Annotated in this window: 19 protein-coding genes; 14 read left to right on the top strand and 5 right to left on the bottom strand. The window is 60.4% G+C overall.

The window, feature by feature from the left end; genetic code table 11:
* Nucleotides 1-3: 3 nt before the first annotated feature.
* A complete protein-coding gene (locus FH975_RS02920; protein ID WP_162319941.1) occupies nucleotides 4-1,239 on the bottom strand; it encodes an ammonium transporter in 1,236 nt (411 codons plus the stop codon).
* Between the two features lie 282 nt (nucleotides 1,240-1,521).
* Between FH975_RS02920 and FH975_RS02915 the strand changes: the two genes are divergently transcribed.
* Nucleotides 1,522-2,883: a mechanosensitive ion channel gene (locus tag FH975_RS02915; RefSeq protein WP_162319940.1), complete on the top strand. Its 1,362-nt coding sequence runs from the start codon at nucleotides 1,522-1,524 to the stop codon at nucleotides 2,881-2,883.
* Between the two features lie 111 nt (nucleotides 2,884-2,994).
* Here the strand turns inward: FH975_RS02915 and ftsY are convergent, their stop codons facing one another.
* From ftsY to FH975_RS02900, 3 genes are read right to left on the bottom strand one after another with little or no spacing between them, the layout of a single operon-like run.
* On the bottom strand, nucleotides 2,995-4,185 hold the full coding sequence (gene ftsY, locus FH975_RS02910; protein ID WP_407938604.1) for a signal recognition particle-docking protein FtsY: 1,191 nt from the start codon (nucleotides 4,183-4,185) through the stop codon (nucleotides 2,995-2,997).
* Nucleotides 4,186-4,208: 23 nt separating this feature from the next.
* Nucleotides 4,209-4,880, bottom strand: a complete 672-nt coding sequence (locus tag FH975_RS02905; RefSeq protein WP_162319939.1) for a hypothetical protein — start codon at nucleotides 4,878-4,880, stop codon at nucleotides 4,209-4,211.
* A gap of 10 nt (nucleotides 4,881-4,890) precedes the next feature.
* Nucleotides 4,891-5,436 carry a hypothetical protein gene (locus FH975_RS02900; RefSeq protein WP_162319938.1) on the bottom strand — a complete coding sequence of 182 codons (546 nt, stop codon included), beginning with the start codon at nucleotides 5,434-5,436 and terminating at the stop codon, nucleotides 4,891-4,893.
* Between the two features lie 107 nt (nucleotides 5,437-5,543).
* Here FH975_RS02900 and ffh point away from each other — a divergent pair, with 107 nt between their 5' ends.
* The 5 genes from ffh to trmD all read left to right on the top strand — a co-directional run bounded on the left by ffh (nucleotide 5,544) and on the right by trmD (nucleotide 9,378).
* A complete protein-coding gene (gene ffh, locus FH975_RS02895; RefSeq protein WP_162319937.1) occupies nucleotides 5,544-7,130 on the top strand; it encodes a signal recognition particle protein in 1,587 nt (528 codons plus the stop codon).
* 202 nt (nucleotides 7,131-7,332) lie between these two features.
* Entirely contained in the window at nucleotides 7,333-7,755 is a 423-nt protein-coding gene (rpsP, locus tag FH975_RS02890) for a 30S ribosomal protein S16 (RefSeq protein WP_162319936.1), read from the top strand.
* A complete protein-coding gene (locus FH975_RS02885) occupies nucleotides 7,752-8,009 on the top strand; it encodes an RNA-binding protein (RefSeq protein WP_138252088.1) in 258 nt (85 codons plus the stop codon). Before rpsP ends, FH975_RS02885 begins: the two co-directional genes overlap by 4 nt.
* Nucleotides 8,010-8,030: 21 nt before the next feature.
* The gene (gene rimM, locus FH975_RS02880) at nucleotides 8,031-8,633 is read left to right on the top strand and encodes a ribosome maturation factor RimM (protein ID WP_328821748.1); all 603 of its coding nucleotides are present in this window, start codon (nucleotides 8,031-8,033) and stop codon (nucleotides 8,631-8,633) included.
* Nucleotides 8,634-8,649: 16 nt separating this feature from the next.
* Nucleotides 8,650-9,378, top strand: a complete 729-nt coding sequence (gene trmD, locus FH975_RS02875) for a tRNA (guanosine(37)-N1)-methyltransferase TrmD (RefSeq protein WP_162319935.1) — start codon at nucleotides 8,650-8,652, stop codon at nucleotides 9,376-9,378.
* Here the strand turns inward: trmD and FH975_RS02870 are convergent.
* A complete protein-coding gene (locus tag FH975_RS02870; protein ID WP_162319934.1) occupies nucleotides 9,366-9,806 on the bottom strand; it encodes an SseB family protein in 441 nt (146 codons plus the stop codon). The two genes, trmD and FH975_RS02870, sit on opposite strands and share 13 nt — an antisense overlap.
* A 390-nt stretch (nucleotides 9,807-10,196) precedes the next feature.
* Between FH975_RS02870 and rplS the strand changes: the two genes are divergently transcribed.
* The 8 genes from rplS to FH975_RS02830 all read left to right on the top strand — a co-directional run bounded on the left by rplS (nucleotide 10,197) and on the right by FH975_RS02830 (nucleotide 17,247).
* Nucleotides 10,197-10,592: a 50S ribosomal protein L19 gene (gene rplS, locus FH975_RS02865; RefSeq protein WP_162320065.1), complete on the top strand. Its 396-nt coding sequence runs from the start codon at nucleotides 10,197-10,199 to the stop codon at nucleotides 10,590-10,592.
* Nucleotides 10,593-10,629: 37 nt separating this feature from the next.
* Nucleotides 10,630-11,331 (top strand): signal peptidase I, encoded by a 702-nt coding sequence (lepB, locus tag FH975_RS02860; RefSeq protein WP_328821746.1) that lies wholly within the window; start codon nucleotides 10,630-10,632, stop codon nucleotides 11,329-11,331.
* Nucleotides 11,328-12,047 (top strand): signal peptidase I, encoded by a 720-nt coding sequence (gene lepB, locus FH975_RS02855; RefSeq protein WP_328821745.1) that lies wholly within the window; start codon nucleotides 11,328-11,330, stop codon nucleotides 12,045-12,047. The genes lepB (FH975_RS02860) and lepB (FH975_RS02855) overlap by 4 nt, the downstream gene beginning before the upstream one ends.
* Nucleotides 12,044-12,730 (top strand): ribonuclease HII, encoded by a 687-nt coding sequence (locus FH975_RS02850; RefSeq protein WP_162319933.1) that lies wholly within the window; start codon nucleotides 12,044-12,046, stop codon nucleotides 12,728-12,730. Before lepB (FH975_RS02855) ends, FH975_RS02850 begins: the two co-directional genes overlap by 4 nt.
* A 210-nt stretch (nucleotides 12,731-12,940) precedes the next feature.
* A complete protein-coding gene (locus FH975_RS02845; protein WP_162319932.1) occupies nucleotides 12,941-13,312 on the top strand; it encodes a YraN family protein in 372 nt (123 codons plus the stop codon).
* Entirely contained in the window at nucleotides 13,309-14,865 is a 1,557-nt protein-coding gene (locus FH975_RS02840; RefSeq protein ID WP_162319931.1) for a YifB family Mg chelatase-like AAA ATPase, read from the top strand. Before FH975_RS02845 ends, FH975_RS02840 begins: the two co-directional genes overlap by 4 nt.
* 9 nt (nucleotides 14,866-14,874) lie before the next feature.
* A complete protein-coding gene (locus FH975_RS02835) occupies nucleotides 14,875-16,173 on the top strand; it encodes a DNA-processing protein DprA (protein ID WP_162319930.1) in 1,299 nt (432 codons plus the stop codon).
* Between the two features lie 150 nt (nucleotides 16,174-16,323).
* Nucleotides 16,324-17,247 carry a tyrosine recombinase XerC gene (locus FH975_RS02830; RefSeq protein ID WP_162319929.1) on the top strand — a complete coding sequence of 308 codons (924 nt, stop codon included), beginning with the start codon at nucleotides 16,324-16,326 and terminating at the stop codon, nucleotides 17,245-17,247.
* Nucleotides 17,248-17,340: the final 93 nt, after the last annotated feature.

The following is a 17,340-nucleotide window of genomic DNA, read 5'->3' as shown; positions in this document are numbered from 1 at the left end:
ACCTTATGAGCGGCTGTCCACTGAAATCGTGGCGTAGGCCTCAGTCTGGTGAGCTGCGGAGTCGATGCCGGTTTCTTCGATACCGTCATCAACCCGGAATCCAATGGTCTTGTGGATGGCCATGCCGATGATGTAGGTTGCACCGAAAGCGAAGACCAGCGTGACGACAACCGCTACGATTTGGGCGATCAGAAGCTCGAAGCCGCCGCCGATCAGCAGGCCGGTGCGGCCATCACCGTAAATGTCTTCGTATCCGAACAGGCCAATGGCGATGGTGCCCCAGAGCCCGGCGACGAAGTGAAGACCAACAACATCCAGGGTGTCGTCATACTTGCCGTACTTGAAGTCCACCGCGAAGCAGCAGATCACACCGGAGATCGCGCCCAGGATGATGGCACCGACCGGTGGCACATGTGCCACAGCGGGGGTGATTGCCACCAGGCCAGCGACAATGCCGGAAGCCGCGCCCACAGGGCTGGGTTTCTTGCCTCGTGCCCACTCCGTCAGCAGCCAAGCTGTCAAAGCGGCCGCGGGAGCGAGCATGGTGTTCAGCCAGTTCAGGGAGATCTCATCTGTGCTTCCGGCTTCACCGAGGTTGAAACCGAACCAACCGAACCAGAGAATCGATGCGCCGAGCAGAACAAAAGGCACGTTGTGTGGCTTGGTCGGGGCGAAGTTGCTACGCGGGCCGATCACCAGCACCAGGGCGAGGGCTGCAAGACCGGCACACATGTGGACGACGAGGCCGCCGGCGAAGTCAACCGCCTCACCTACGGCGTCACCGATCAGGCCGCCTTCAACAAGAAGGCCTCCGTCACCCCACACCCAGTGGGCAAGCGGAGCGTAGACCAGGGTGAGCCAGATTGGCACAAAGATCATCCATGCGGAGAACTTCGCGCGGTCGGCGATAGCACCGGAGATCAATGCCGTGGTGATGATGGCGAACGTACCGCCGAAGCCAACCCAGACAAGTTCGTCACCTGCTGCTTCGAAGGAGGCGAAGGCAGCAAAGTTGTCTGCGGGGTTGCCGAACAGGCCACCGATTGAGCTGCCGAAGGAAATCGCATCACCCCACAGCGTCCAGGTGATAGCAACAAGGCCCATGGCCGCGAAGCTCATCATCATCATATTGACAGCGGACTTGGTCTGCGTGAGACCACCGTAGAAAAGTGCAAGACCGGGGGTCATGAACAGGACCAAAGCACCTGCTACAACTACCCAAATTACTTCAGCTTCCATCAGGTTCCCTCCAGGAACGTTACTCACCGATGACCCTCATCGGCGCGAGCTGTGTTCCATGCTGTCCTCTATGTGTTTCACCTCGAGTGCCCTTATGTTTCAGCAACGTTAAATCTCTCCGGCGAAAAAGGATTATCGTCACGGTGGCGCCGAGCTGATTCAAGGTATTTCACGAAATCTCAAGCAGGTCTTGACTTCGCCATAGACCAGAAATTTGCGAACAGATAATATAAGTGATATGCGTCACACTCGGTGCCGCCTGTGAAGTTCCGAGGAGGAGCCATGGATGTTCAGGACTATGACTGGATCGGACTCATTGAGAGGGTGCTGATAGCGCTGGTCATCCTCCTGGTGACCTGGCTGTTGGCAATGGCAGTCAAGTGGGCCATATCCAAACTGTTTCAACGCATTCCGGCTCTTCAGCGCGGTGACACCAGCGGAGCCTCCCTAGGATCTGCCATCGGTCAAGTTGCGGCGCTGGTGATCTGGCTTCTCGGGCTGGTCGCCATTTTGCAACTCTTCGCGATGGACCAGGTGCTGCAACCCGTGCAACAGATGCTGAACGTCGCGCTGGGATACCTGCCGAACATTATCGCCGCTGCAGTCATCTTCTTCATAGGTTGGATTCTCGCCCGAATCGTCAAACAACTCATCGAAGCCACACTGGGGCGTGTGAACTTCCATGGGCTCCTCCACCGTGCTCAGTCGGCAGGTCAGCGCACCGGCTCGGCGGCCGACTCCTCGGACCGGGATCCGGTTGCAGGGGAGACTGATGCGGCTGAAGTCAATCAACGCATCACCTCTACTGTGGCCAATATCGTCTTTGCGATCATCGTGATACTGGTGGCCATATCCGCCCTGCAGGTCCTCGGCATCGCTGCTATCTCAGACCCTGCCACCGGGATGCTGGACATGATCCTCAACGCGGTGCCGTCCATCATCGCCGCAGTGCTGATTCTGGCAATCGGTGTGGTGATCGCGAAGTTCATTGGCAACCTGCTGGCCACCACTCTGGAGAACATCGGTACGGATCGTTTTGCCGCCAACCTGGGTGTGGAGCCGCGGCAGACCAGTGTCTCCTCAATTTTGGCCAAGGTAGGACAGGTCGCCATCATCCTGTTCTTCGCTATCATGGCCGCCCGAGCATTGGACTTCCCAGAAATCACCAACCTGCTCAACGAGGTGCTGACACTGGGTGGGCGTGTCCTGTTCGGGGCCGCCATCATCGGTGTCGGTTTCTTCATCGCCAACCTGCTGGCCCGCACTGCGGGTTCGGGCTCGCTCAGCACAGTGATCCGCTACGGCACATTGGCCCTGTTTGTCGCCATGGGTCTGCAGTACATGGGAATCGCCGATTCGATCATCAACCTGGCCTTCGGTGCGGTCGTGGTCGGCGGTGCACTGGCAGCCGCACTGGCATTCGGACTTGGCGGTCGCGATGCCGCTGCACGTCAGCTGAACAAAATGGAGCGCAAGTACACGGGCCCGGAAGCGCCACCCTCCGACCCGCTAGGGCCTCCTCGAGGCCCGGGGGCACCACCTTCTACAACACCGTCGTCTGCGCCGGGCGGGCCGGCCACGCGGCGGTCCCCCGGAGGACCGGGGACTCCACCACCACCGCCGGGAGGACCCACGCCAGCCTGAGCCGGGCCCCTTGAAGATCTAGGGGACCTCAGCGAACACGACGACGGCGCCCCGCTCAGTCCCTGGAATTCAGGGGAGTAGGGCGCCGCAGCGGTCTGGGAGAAAACCGAATCATTCTTCCAAAAGAGCGTCCACAAAGGATTCCGCGTCGAAAGGAGCGAGGTCATCTGGGCCCTCACCGAGCCCGATGAGCTTGACCGGGACGCCCAGCTGCTTTTGGATCGCGACCACAATGCCGCCGCGAGCAGTACCGTCGAGTTTAGTGAGGACGATGCCGGTGACATTGACTACTTCAGAGAAGATCTTCGCCTGGCTCAGACCGTTCTGACCGGTCGTGGCGTCAAGAACCAGCAGGACTTCGTCCACCTGAGACTTCTTTTCGATGACACGCTTGACCTTGCCCAGCTCATCCATCAAGTTCGACTTGTTCTGTAAACGACCGGCCGTATCGATCATCACGACGTCTGACTCCAGGTTAGTGGCTTGATCCACCGCCTCGTACGCCACTGATGCAGGGTCCGCGCCTTCAACATGTGAAGAGACAGTCGGGACTCCGACCCGGGCGCCCCACGTGGTGAGCTGTTCAGCGGCGGCCGCGCGGAACGTATCGGCCGCACCAAGGATGACGTCCTTATCTTCGGCCACCAGGACCCGGGCGAGTTTTCCAACTGTGGTCGTCTTGCCCACGCCATTGACCCCGACCACCAACACCACGGCTGGGCGGCCTGATACGTCAATGGCGAGACTGCGATCGAACTCGGGGTCGACCAGTTTGACCAGCTCTTCACGGAGGATTGCTTTCACCCGTGCGGGGTCCTTTGAGCCTTCGACTTTTACCCGCTCTCGAAGGGTCTCTACCAGCTCAAAAGTGGAATCTGCGCCTAGGTCGGCAGTCAGGAGAGTCTCTTCAATCTCGTCCCACACATCGTCGTTGATTTGATCCTGACTCAGCAGAGCCAGCAGCGACTTACTGAAGATGTTGTTGGACTTGACCAGCCGCGCTCGGAGGCGGGCAAGACGGGTCTCTGCAGCCTCCGGGGTGTCCAAGGCCGTCTCGACCGGAGTTTCAGGCGCTTCAATGTCTAAATCAGTGGGGGTGCCGTCGGGGCGGTCTGCGACTAGAGTCGCCCCGTCAGGCTCATCGGGAGCGCCGGGTGGAAGGTCATCCCGGTCCCGGGTTTCGGGGAACTCCTTGGCTGTCCTGCTGGGGGAGAGCGGGCGCCCCTTGACCAGGAACAGCCCAAGCAGTGAAAGAAGGACGACGCTGAGAACTATGAACGTAATAAAGACTGAGGTTTCCACGCACCCAAGTCTCGCACAGGCGACTACCTCCTGAAGCGGCCCCGAATGGAGTTCAATGCGTTTCGTGCCTGCTGCGCCGCAGGGGAGACTCGCTCGCCTACCCGGTGCAGGAGGCTGGACTCCGTCTCCTTGGCCAAGACCCCTAGCTGTTCATGAGCGGAATCGGCAGATTCTGCGGCAGCGGCGATTGCAATTTCCAGCTGGTCAATCCGGGCGTTCTGCGCGGCGATACGGGCATCGCGCTCGGCCAGCTGCGCCGCATAGGAGTCCCCAGCATCGCGCAGAGCCTGGTCAAAATTGGACTGCTTCTCCTCCTGGTCCCTAAGGGAGGAGGAAATGTTCTCAAGCAGGTCCAACAGCTCCTGAAGTTCCCCGGAGGACGGGGCGGCCGACACCGTCGCCTCAGCGTCTTGTACCCGCGCCTCCAGTGCGGCGTACTCGACCTGCCGCACCTGTTCGAGCTGGTCGTAGACGCTGCGAAGCTCCATTACGAGATCCTGCTGGTGGCCCAGCAGAGCTGTGACAACCTGATGGGCGTTATCGCCGAGATCGCTCGGGGGCAGGATGCCGTCACTTACCCCATCTTGTGAGTCCACCGATGCGGTTTCTTCCCCATCAGCCAGCTCGGGTTCCACGCCGTCGTGTTCGAATGCATCAGAGAGGTCGACGCTCTCTGGCCGGGAGTTTTCAGTCATATGTTCGATCCTACTTGCGTCCCCGGAGGATGTCGGCAAAGCCCCGTTTATACCATGGGACCTTACGCTCCAGTGTGGTGAGAGTCACTGCGTCCCCGCTCTGCGTAGGCCATTCCGAGGCGGTCCCGTCGGCCTCATCCGGGTCAAGTGTCTTCTGCGTGGACGGTCGGGTGGCAGGTTTCGCTGCAGCCAGACGAGCGGTGGATTCCCGTTCTGCGATGGCCTCGGAAAGCTGTTTCGGTACGGCAGTTGCGCCTATGTGTGCCGGGACCTGAAGTGTGCGCATATCGCTGGAAGTCAGCGATCGCAGTCCTGATACCGGGAAATCGAGGAGTTGTTCGACGAACTCCGCCCGCTGTCCGAATGACGCCCCGCGGGCACGGTGGGCCGCTGAGCGAGCGATGGGACTGCGCTGCATCCGCACCAGGTGGGAAAGCTCGGGGTGCTGAGAAAGAGCACGACCGGCGGCGCGGTGGCCGGATTCGGCCGCGCGGAGGTACGCCAGGTGGGTGCCCAGCGCTGACTTGATGACCTGTGCATCCGGCTCTTGGCTCACATTGTTACTCTAGAGCTTTGGAAGTTTCGAGTCCGGGGTCAGCTTCAAGCTGGGGCTGAACACCCTCGACTAACGGCACTATGAGTTTTTAAGGAAACGCACCCGACGTGTTCAACTCGCTCTCTGATCGCCTCACAGCGACGTTCAAGAACCTCCGCGGCAAGGGGAAGCTGACCGAGGCCGACATTGACGGCACCGCCAGAGAAATCCGCCGTGCCCTCCTCGACGCCGACGTTGCTGTCCCCGTAGTCCGAGAATTCATTGCCCGGATCAAAGCTCGTGCGTTGGGGACGGAGGTCGCTCAGGCACTGAATCCCGGACAACAAGTCGTCAAGATCGTGAACGAAGAGCTGGTGGGCATTCTCGGCGGGCAGACCCGGCAACTCGAGTTCGCCAAGCAGCCCCCTACCATCATTATGCTCGCCGGCCTCCAAGGAGCCGGTAAGACTACGCTCGCAGGGAAGCTGGCACTGCATCTGAAAAATCAGGGGCACACTCCAGTCCTCGTAGCCTGCGACCTTCAACGGCCCAATGCGGTGAAGCAGCTGCAGGTTGGAGGTGAGCGTGCGGGCGTGCCGGTCTATGCACCGCATCCAGGGGTGAGCTCAGAAGCTGAAGCGGCAACTGGTGACCCGGTAGCTGTGGCTAAGGACGGACTTGCACACGCGAAGTCGAAGCTCCACGATGTGGTCATCATAGACACCGCCGGCCGCCTAGGCGTCGATGAGGAGCTCATGCGCCAGGCAGCTGACATCAAAGCCGCTGTCAATGCACACGAGACGCTGTTCGTGATTGACGCCATGATTGGCCAGGACGCGGTCAACACGGCTCAGGCGTTCAACGAAGGTGTGAACTTCACCGGCGTGGTGCTCACCAAGCTCGACGGCGATGCCAGGGGTGGTGCTGCCCTGTCCGTGGCGTCAGTGACGGGCAAGCCCGTCATGTATGCGTCCACTGGTGAGGGGTTGAAAGACTTTGAAGTCTTCCACCCCGACCGCATGGCTCGACGGATTCTCGACATGGGTGACATTCTCAGCCTTATCGAACAGGCTGAGGCTTCGTGGGACAAAGACGAAGCAGCCAAGATGGCTCAGAAGTTTGCCGACCAGGAGGACTTCACCCTCGAAGACTTCCGAGCCCAGATGCAGCAAATCAAGAAGATGGGCTCCATGAAGAAGCTGCTGGGTATGATGCCCGGCGCGGCAGGGATGCGTCAGCAGCTTGAACAGTTTGATGACTCCCAGTTGGATCGGGTTGAGGCCATCATCAACTCCATGACCCCGCATGAACGCAACGCCCCGAAAATCATCAACGGTTCCCGCCGCGCGCGCATTGCGCGCGGTTCCGGTGTCCACGTTTCTGAAGTCAACCAGCTTCTGGAACGTTTCGGACAGGCCGCCAAGATGATGAAGAAGATGGCTTCCGGTGGAGGCATGCCGGATATCCCCGGAATGCCCGGCGGAGGAATGCCGGGCATGGGTGCGCCAGGTGGAGGCAGGAAGAAGGCCAAGGCCAAAGGCAAAAAGCCCAAGGGTAAGTCGGGTAATCCGGCAAAGGCCGCCCAGCAGGCCCGTGAGGCGGAGCTGCGGCGTGGTCAGAAGCAGATGGACGGTTCGAGCTTCGGCGCAGGAGCAGCCGACCTAAACGCTGAAGAGCTCAACCTTCCCAAAGGATTCGAAAAGTACCTCAAGTAAGACAACCGTCCGATTCCGCCTGAGATATGCATCAGGCAGGTTTATCTGGCAGAATACATAGGTACCTTGCTCAGATTTGGTGAGCACCCTCTAATCTCACCTAGCTGACCAGCGTTCTAGTGCATGGAAAAGGCTGTTTGCATCACCCCACGCAGCATGATGTCCGGTGCACGCCTCAAAACCTACAGGAGTAACCACACAAGTGGCAGTCAAAATTCGTCTGAAGCGAATGGGCAAGAAATTCGCCCCCCAGTACCGCGTTGTCGTTGCCGACTCCCGCGTCAAGCGTGACGGCAAGAGCATCGAAGAGATCGGCAAGTACCAGCCAACGGAGGAGCCCTCGTTCATCGAGATCCAGTCCGAGCGTGCTCAGTACTGGCTTTCCGTGGGTGCCCAGCCCACTGAGCAGGTCAAGCAGCTGCTGACGATCACCGGCGACTGGCAGAAGTTCAAGGGCCTTGAAGGGTCTGAAGGCACGCTGAAGACTCGTGCGCCGAAGGAAGAGTTCACAGCTCCCACAAAGGGCTCCGTTGTCGCTGAAAAGACCAACGCCGCTGAACAGTCCCCTGCAGAGGCAGGCAAGGCCGCTGCTGAGGAATCCTCCGAGGAGAAGACCGAAGCATGAGCACCGACGCTGCGCTCACTGATGCCCTAGAGCACCTGGTCCGTGGAATTGTTGACTCTCCGGAGGAGGTCGATGTCCGCCGTAAGACTGGTCGCCGCTACGACACCCTTCAGGTTCTGGTCAACCCGGAGGACCTCGGGCGTGTGATCGGGCGAGCCGGCCGGACTGCGAAGGCTCTCCGCACCGTGATCGCAGCGTTGCCCGGCGGCAATGACGTCCGTGTTGACGTTGTCGACACCGACCGTCGTCGCTGACAACCCATAGGGCACCACCCCGTGGAACATACTGAATACGAATCCGACCCGCAGATGCCGCCTTCACAAGGCGAGCGTCTGCGGGTCGCTCGTATAGGTAAGCCACATGGTATCCGCGGGGAAGTGACAGTCCAGCTCTTCACCGATGAGCCCACTGAACGTCTCGCCCCCGGAGCTGTTCTGCTCAGAGAGCCCGGACTCCCCTCAGCAGAGACCGAACCCTCGGGGGAAACTCGCGGCGAAAGTGCAGAGTTAGGCACACTCACCGTGGCTTCACAACGGTGGAATAAGAAAATTTGCCTCCTGGGCTTCGAAGAAGTCCCTGATCGAAACGCCGCCGAAGAATTACGCGGAACAATTCTCTTCATCGATGTGGTGGACCATGACGACGACGAAGAAGGCTGGTATTCCCACGAGCTGGAAGGCTTCCGCTGCATAAGTGACCAGGGGGTCGAGCTCGGCACAGTGTCAGCGCTGCTTACTGGGTCCGCACAAGACATCCTGGTGGTGACATCTCAGAGTGGTGAAGAGGTCATGGTTCCGTTCGTCGATGACATCGTTCCTGAGGTCAATTCCAAAGATCGGCTGATCACACTCACCCCACCGGCAGGTCTCTTTCCGTGACGCTGAGGAGCTGTCGGTGAAGATTGACCTGATCTCAATACTCCCCGAGTTCTTCGAAGCCCTCGATCTCTCCCTTATTGGGCGCGCACAGCAGGACGGGCTGCTGAGTATCCACCGGCATAATCTTCGCGAGTTCACTTACGATAAACACCGCAGCGTCGACTCTCCACCCGCCGGTGGCGGTGCCGGAATGGTGATGAAGCCTGAACCTTGGGCCCTAGCCATGGAGCACGTGCTCAGCCGCAGAGAAACCGATCCTGCGGGCAATAGCACCCAGGAGCATCCGGTGCTCATCGTCCCCACACCTTCCGGAGAGCTCTTCACCCAGAGTAGGGCGGAAGAGCTCTCCAAGAAGTCGCATCTAGTCTTTGCCCCAGGAAGGTTCGAAGGCATCGACGAACGGTTCACCAGCTGGGCCGCTGAACGGTTCGACGTACGGCGACTCAGTATCGGTGATTATGTACTCAACGGAGGCGAGTCGGCAGTGATCGTCATGGTCGAAGCCATCACCCGACTGATCCCAGGTGTACTCGGCAACGAGGCTTCCCTCGATGAGGAATCACACACTGACGGTCTCTTGGAGTATCCGGTTTACACTAAGCCAGCACAATGGCGCGGCCAGCATATCCCGGAGATTCTGCTCTCCGGCAACCACGCCAGGATTTCTGCGTGGCGTCAAACCCAGGCCGAAGAGCGGACCCAGCAGATCCGCCCCGACCTGTGGCAGCGGTATCAGTCGTCCTGAGCGGGCTCAGCTTCCGCCAGGCGCTCTTCAACGAAGCTGCGCATTGAACCCATCTGCTCAGCTGGAATCAGGAACTGGTGATCACTCATCGGATCGAGAACCACGCCAACGTCCTTGAGTGACTGGACCAAGGTGATTCCATTGGTCTGGACCACATGAGGAGCCTGTTCTTCGTGCTCTCCAGCGGCCTCCGGTGTGGTAAACAGCACAGGCAGCGCATTGCCTTCGTTGTCCTGGACCATCAAGAGATTGGTTCCCTCTTCGCCCTGAGGGTCCTCAGAACTGGCCACATACACAGGGCTGTTCAAGAAGGCGTTGAGGACATTGGTGACATCATCCTGCAGGAACCCCTCGTCTGTTCGATTCTCAGTGGCATCCTTCAGAGCCTGCTGCAGGTCGGGAACGTTCTCAGTAGCTGCTTCAGTCATGATTAGTCTCTCTCCAGTCTCTACTCACTCTTCGGATCATCAACGGCTGCGCCGTTCCGGACCACGGTACGGGAGACCCCACCCACGGTGCGAGGCCCAAAGCACCTCCACGGGGGTTTTTGGGCGCTGAGCGAAAAACAACCCCTGTGAACTCGCGAATCCCGAAAGTGGATAAAACCTGAGCGAGCGCATAAGATGGAGTGCTGTGCCTGCTGGGTGCCGACTCTGCCACAGGGGAGGGGCGCCGGACAGCCAGGACCCGGTGGATGAACATTCGGTTCGCACCGGAACACTGAGACTTTCGACCAGTGCCGCAAGCGCCTCAGGCGCAGCCGGCCAGGGTCCCCGATATCAGGGAGTTGACCTGTGGCAGCCTCTGGAGGAGAAACCATGCAGAAACTCGACTATGTTGATGCCGCCAGCCAGCGCAGCGACGTCCCGGAATTCGGTCCGGGTGACACCGTCAACGTCCACGTGAACATCGTGGAAGGCAAAACCACTCGTGTCCAGATCTTCAAAGGCTACGTCCTCGGACGCCAGGGCTCAGGTCTGCGCGAAACCTTCACCGTTCGTAAAGTGTCCTTCGGCGTCGGGGTGGAGCGTACCTTCCCGGTGCACTCTCCAGTGATCGACAAGATCGAGGTCAGTGCGCGTGGTGACGTTCGCCGTGCCAAGCTCTACTACATGCGCGACCGCCACGGTAAGGCTGCGCGCATCCCCGAAAAGCGCGAGTCCCAGGTCGCCCGTGCTCAGGGACAGGACGTGGAGGAAGTCGTCGAGGCCTGATCTTTCAGCGCCGACTCCACGCCAAAGCATCCTGAACGTGCCCGCGAGCCCCGAGACTGCTGAGCCCAGCTCCGAGTCCCGGGGCTCGCGGCTGTTAAAGCCCCCGCGCCGCTGGGTGGTCGTTACCGGCGTCGTCATCATCCTCGCCTTGATTATTAGTACGCTGCTCCGAGTCTCCACGGTGGATCTCTACGCGGTCAACCAAGAATCTATGCACCCCACTTTGCGCGATGGTGAACGAATCGCTGTCGTGAAGAACTATCCCGATGAGGGTGGTGTTCAACGTGGCGACATTGTGGTCTTCGACGGAGAAGGGTCCTTTACTCCGTACCAAGGCGGTCCCAGCTTGACCCGCACCCTCGAGACTATGGGGCATTGGATCGGCCTGGGACCCGCACCCCACGTCTACGTCAAGCGCGTTATCGGTGCCGAAGGAGACTTGGTGAGCTGCTGCGACGACTCAGGACAGCTGACAGTCAACGGCGAACCCATAGTTGAGGGCTACCTCCCTGAGCAGGTGAGTCCAGAGCAGCCAGCCTCAGATCTGACATTCGAAGCGCTCGTCCCAGAAGGGCGAATTTGGGTGATGGGGGACAACCGAGGGGAGTCAGTCGACTCTCGAGACCTCCTGGGCGCACCCGGTGGCGGTATGATCAGCGAAGATCGAATCATCGGTCTGGCCACCTCCGTGGTCTGGCCATGGGAGGACCGACGTGACCTTGAAGGAGGCCTGCGGTGAGCGCTGCGGAGGGTCCCCCCGAGGCTTCCGGCCACGAGCAGCCGGCTGAGAAGAAGCGCCATTGGGCGGTTTCGTTCTTCATCGAACTCGCGGTGATCGTTGTCATGGCGGTCGTCATTTCCTTCATCATCAAGACATTCCTGCTACGAGCCTTCTACATTCCCTCGGAGTCCATGCAGCCCACATTGGAAGTCGACGACAGGATCGTGGTAAACCTCCTGGCTCCCGGAGTGATGGACATAGAACGCGGCGATGTGGTCGTCTTCGAGGACACCCGCAGCTGGTGGGGGAGCCCCGCCCCGGAGACCAGCTCCGTTCAAGAGGCACTGATTTTCATCGGGCTGTCCCCGGACACTTCAAGCCACTACGTGGTTAAACGGGTGATCGGACTTGAAGGAGACGAGGTCGAATGCTGTGACGAGGACGGGCGTATCCTCGTCAACGGAGAGCCGATCGACGAGCCGTATCTGTTCCCCGGGACGGAGCCATCTGCCTCCAGTTTCGACGTCACCGTCCCAGAAGGTCACGTGTGGCTCCTGGGAGATAATCGCTCTGCCTCCGCAGACTCCCGCTCCCATGTTGAGGAACCTGACCAGGGAGCAGTACCGGAGGATGACATCATTGGCCGCACCCTGAGCATCGTCTGGCCGGTGGATCGCTGGGGTGGCGGAGGTAACGAGCGGGACCCGTTTGAGACAGTCCCAGAGCCGCAGTGAATCGCAGCATCAACGCCACCCTGCTTCCAGAGCTGGCACTGGCTGAGCGGACTGGCTCCCGGTTTATTGCAGGCGTCGATGAAGTCGGACGGGGTGCTCTGGCAGGGCCGGTGACCGTTGGAATCGTTGTGATCGACCTTCACAAACTCCCGAACGAAGTCCGTTCCTCAGGCACCGGCGTCTGGCAGGCACTCGACGGAGTGCGGGACTCGAAGCTGCTATCTGCGCCCGCCCGGACCAGGTGGAAGCCTTCGATCTGCCAGCACGCCAAGGCATTCAGCGTCCAACATTCCGCGCCACAGACAATCGACGCCGCGGGACTCACTTCCGCAATGGGCGCCGCAGGCCGAGCAGCTCTAGCCTCGGTTCACGAACAGTTGGGTCGCCCTGTGGACCACATTATTCTTGACGGAATCCACGACTGGATCCAAGCCGAAGTCCCGGTCACCACTATGGCCAAGGCAGATACCAAGTCGCTGTCCGTAGCCTGCGCCTCCGTTCTGGCCAAGGTGGAACGAGACGGACTGATGACTGAGTTGGCTGGCGAACACCCTGAGTTCGGCTGGGAGTCCAACAAGGGTTACGGGTCCGTCGCTCACCGCGCGGCCATCCTCACGCGAGGTCCGACAACGCACCACCGACAATCCTGGAATCTTGGGTTGGAGACACTGCCCGGCCTCTGAGGAGCCCCGGAATTACGCTGCTCGGCCTGAGACAGGTGTCGTGATCTGACGTTCGCGGCAGCTGCTTGCCTCCGCAGGCACGTGAGCTTATCCCCAATCGGTGGTCCTGCCCCCTCACACGCCGAGGTCTCCACAGTCTCTTCACGCGCCGCTCACCGGCCCGTTCGCAGAGCGCATTCTGGTGCTCACGGACAGGTGAAAGGAGCGCCCATGCGGAGCAAGGACCGGACAGGACTGGTGGGTGAGGATAAAGCCGCCGAATACCTCGTGGAAAGCGGCCACCGGATACTGGAGCGCCGTTGGCGGACTCCCACCGGGGAGCTCGACTTGATCACCATGGACCACAAAGACTTGGTCGCTGTTGAGGTTAAGACTCGTCGTGGTGTGGGCTTCGGCCACCCCTTCGAAGCCATCACTGAGCCGAAACTCAGAAGGCTGCACAGGCTGCTCATAGAGTATGCGGCTCACCGGCGACTAAAGCCCGCCCGGAAGCGCGTGGATGCGATTGCGGTTCTCTTGGAACGGGAAAACGTCGAAGGAGAGAACTCAGCTGTTCTTGAGCATCTCAAGGACATTTCATGAGTATGGGTCGCGCCCGCTCTGTGGTGCTGATCGGCATGGAAGGTTGGCTCATCGAGGTCGAAGCCGATATCGGACAGACCTTGCCAGCCTTTGTTCTACTGGGCCTACCCGACGCCGCTCTCAGAGAGAGCCAGGACCGCATAAGGTCAGCAGCCAAAAATGCGGGTCTGAATCTGCCACGCCGGAGACTCACCGTCAATCTGTTTCCTGCCTCACTGCCGAAGTCAGGATCCGGTCTTGACCTAGCAATTCTGATGAGTGCGTGGGCTGCCGACGGATATGTGGAGGGAACCGCTGATACCGTATTCCTCGCCGAACTGGGTTTGGACGGCCGGCTCCGGGGTGTGAAAGGCGTACTACCATCGGTGGTAGCCGCCTCCAAGTCAGGTATTCGCACTGTGGTGGTCTCCGCCGAAAACGCTGCCGAGGCGGCGCTGGTGTCCGGGGTGGAGGTACTGGCGGCTGACCATGTGCTGCCTGTTGCATATCACTTTCGTGCGCCAAAAGCTGACCGAGTCCTTCGCGCGCCGGAGACACTCGTTCAGCACATTGCCGGCGGTGCGGGCCGTAGCGCCAACCCAGACCTCGAGCACGAACGAGACCTCGCTGACGTGAGGGGACAGCAGGAGGCTCGATTCGCCCTGGAAGTAGCAGCTGCTGGGGGCCACCATATGTTGCTCATGGGCGCACCGGGAGCAGGAAAGACCATGTTGGCCGAGAGGCTCCCTTCGATTCTTCCGCCGCTAGATGATGAAGAGTCGATGGTCGCTACGGCTATAGCCTCGATTAGTTCCGGTGCCACGAGCGTTACTCGGCTGCAGCGCCGCCGCCCGTTCGAAGCACCCCACCACAGTGCGTCAGCTGCCTCCATCCTCGGCGGAGGAAGCAAAATCCCAGGCCCGGGTGCCGCCACGCGGGCCCATCTGGGAGTACTTTTTCTCGATGAGACTCCAGAGTTCCACCGCCATGTTCTCGACTCTCTTCGGCAACCGTTGGAGAGGGGCGCGATCACTCTTCATCGGTCGGCTGGACAGGTCACCTACCCTGCCAGCTTCCAGCTCGTTCTAGCGGCCAACCCATGCCCCTGCGGAATGAACGTGGGTTCGGGAAGACAGTGCGTCTGTTCAGTGGCTCAACGCCGAAACTACCTCAGCCGTCTATCCGGGCCGCTACTGGACCGAGTGGATGTTCACGTGCAGGTGGATCGTCCGCAATCAGCCGCCTTGACGCTGGAGGAGACCGGCGAGTGCTCGGCACAAGTGGCGCGGCGGGTCCAACAGGCTCGGCAACGTCAGGCCTACCGGCTGGCCCCCTACGGACTGAAGCTCAATAGCCAGGCACCGTTGAGCCTGTTGTCCAATGAGCTGCGGCTGCCGCGGAGCAGTTTGAAGGCCCTCGACGCGAGTCTGGATCGAGCTCAGATTTCGCTTCGCGGTTACGTTCGTGTTTTGCGGCTTGCCTGGACATTGTCGGATATTTCGCTCAAAGAGTGCCCAGACGACGAAGAAATAGACATTGCCATGCACCTGCGGCATGTCGGTGTGCGACGTTGAGGAGAAGGAATGCTGGCTGACGATTGTCCGACATGGGCACCAGAGGAAACCAGGCAGGCTCGCGCAGATCTCAGTCGACTCATCGAACCTGGCGATCTTCTGGGTCAGCTCGCCGTTGCCGCACTAGGTGCTGACGAGGCGGTGGAGCTGATCCGCTCAGGTCGTGAGCCCACTGCTCTCCAGCAGCATACGGTGGGAGAAGCAGCGGAATCCGCGGGGCTGATGCCGCGACAGCGGAAACTGTCTGAAGCGTTGGAGCGCTGGCGGACCCGGCTGCCCCAGATTGGCGACACGCAGATGTTGAACTCTCTGCGCCGCCAGGGAGGGGGACTTCTGATCCCTGAGGACGCTGCTTGGCCGCGACAACTTGAGGACCTCGGTCCCGCCCAACCACTTGCTCTATGGTTCAGACTCGCTGGAGGCGACAGCGACCCGTACCGAGAAGTTTGGGGACGCCTTCCAGGTGCTGGTCGGAGCGTCGCACTCGTTGGTTCTCGTGAAATGACAGACTATGGAGGCCACGTTGCCTGGGAGGCGGCCCGAGAGCTCGCCGGACACAGTGTGACGGTCATCTCCGGTGGAGCCTACGGTATCGACGCCGCAGCACACAGAGGTTCTGTGGCAGGCGCGCAGCACGGTCATTGGCCTGGCGTTGCCGTCTTGGCGGGGGGAGTGGACAGGCTCTATCCAGCGGGTAATGACCGGTTGCTCCGAGACCTCCTGAAGCAGGGCATGGTGTTGAGTGAGATGGCGCCGGGGTCGGCCCCCACCAGACACAGGTTCCTCCAGCGAAATCGACTCATCGCAGCATTGGCCGCCGCAGTTGTTGTCGTGGAAGCACGGTGGCGCTCAGGCGCATTGTCGACAGCTCACCACGCGCTGGACATCGGCCGCCCCGTGGGAGTCGTCCCGGGCAGCGTCTTCTCCGTGAGCTCGGCGGGCTGCCACCGCCTCCTGCGGCACACTCCCGCTCAGGTAGTGACAGACGCCGCAGACATCCTGGAACTTGTCGCTGCAGCAACACCCCACCCCGGAGCCGAAGGCCAGGACTGTATCGAGACAGTCCAGGACCACGTCACCAATGACGACTCTCCCTCGGTCGTCGACGGTCTCGATGAGGTGGCACGGCGCATCTACGATGCTCTCCCGGTTCGGAGAGTCACCACGCCGGGTCGCCTATCAGCAATTGCGGGACTACCAATGCCGCAGATTTATGGAGGCCTGAGCAGGCTTGAGAGGAGGAAGCTGGTGCGCCGAACCCAAGGCGGATGGGGTCGCAGCGCGCCCTCACGCGGTTCCCGAAGCTGAACCTGCAGGCCAGTCGAGACCCAGCATCCTTCGGCATAGGGCTTTCGTGCCATTTCCATGCCGACCTTCCAAGAGTCCGTAGCAATAAGACTATTCGGCCACCGGCGCGGTTTGACGCCATAACTCTGTGCTCTGTCTAGACTGCCCAGCATGGAACAACCCGACCCGCTGCTTGAAGAATTTGTTGCGCACCTGCGTCACGAACGCCGGCTCTCCGAGCATACGGTCCGTGGTTACACCAGCGACCTACTGCAGCTCAGTGAGCATTCGCAGGGTCTAGCAAATCTTCGCCTGGCTACGTTGCGAACATGGTTGGCCGAGCTGCACTCTGCCGGACTGGCTCGCAGCACCCTGAATCGGAAGACGGCCTCAGTGCGCACTTTCTCAGGTTGGGCCTATAAGCGCGGCCACCTCACAGAGGATCCGGCCGTCAGGCTCAAATCCGCGCCACGTGGCAACCACCTTCCAAACGTACTGCAGGCCGGGCACGTGGAGCAGCTTACGGAATCCGCGCAGAGCATGCGTGAGGCCTATGGTCGGATCAAGGACACTGACCCGGTCGGTTGGGCCACAGCCGTCAGAGACGAGGCCATCATAGAACTGCTTTACGCGACAGGGATCCGAGTCTCAGAACTCACCGGTCTGGATCTGGAGTCGGTCGAATCTGATCGCAGAATGTTGCGAGTACTCGGAAAAGGACGAAAAGAACGTGTGGTCCCGTTCGGCATTCCAGCCGAAAAGGCGCTCCATCGCTGGACGAATGAGGCCCGGAAAGTACTCGCGCATCAACGCAGCGGCCATGCCCTTTTCCTCGGACAACGGGGTGGTCGAATCGACGTTCGCGTTGTGCGGCGGGTGATCGATGAATCCCTTGCCGCCATGGGTACCACGGCGGCAAGGGGGCCGCACTCGCTGCGCCACAGCGCAGCAACGCACCTGCTGGACGGAGGAGCGGATCTGCGCACCGTTCAGGAGATGCTTGGCCACGCTTCACTGTCCACCACTCAGGTCTACACACACATCTCCGTTGACCGACTCGCCAAAGCGTATGCACAAGCACACCCGCGCGCTTAGTGGACTCGCTGCCCGGGTCAGCGAACGGGTGGTGCCGAAACCGAGCTATACCTGTTAAGATGAGGGCGCACACCTTCACACATGAAGCAGTTC

Source organism: Nesterenkonia haasae (assembly GCF_010119385.1).
Classification (GTDB): Bacteria; Actinomycetota; Actinomycetes; order Actinomycetales; family Micrococcaceae; genus Nesterenkonia; species Nesterenkonia haasae.
Note: the sequence above shows the minus strand (reverse complement) of the source record. Positions and strands in the feature narration are given on the sequence as shown.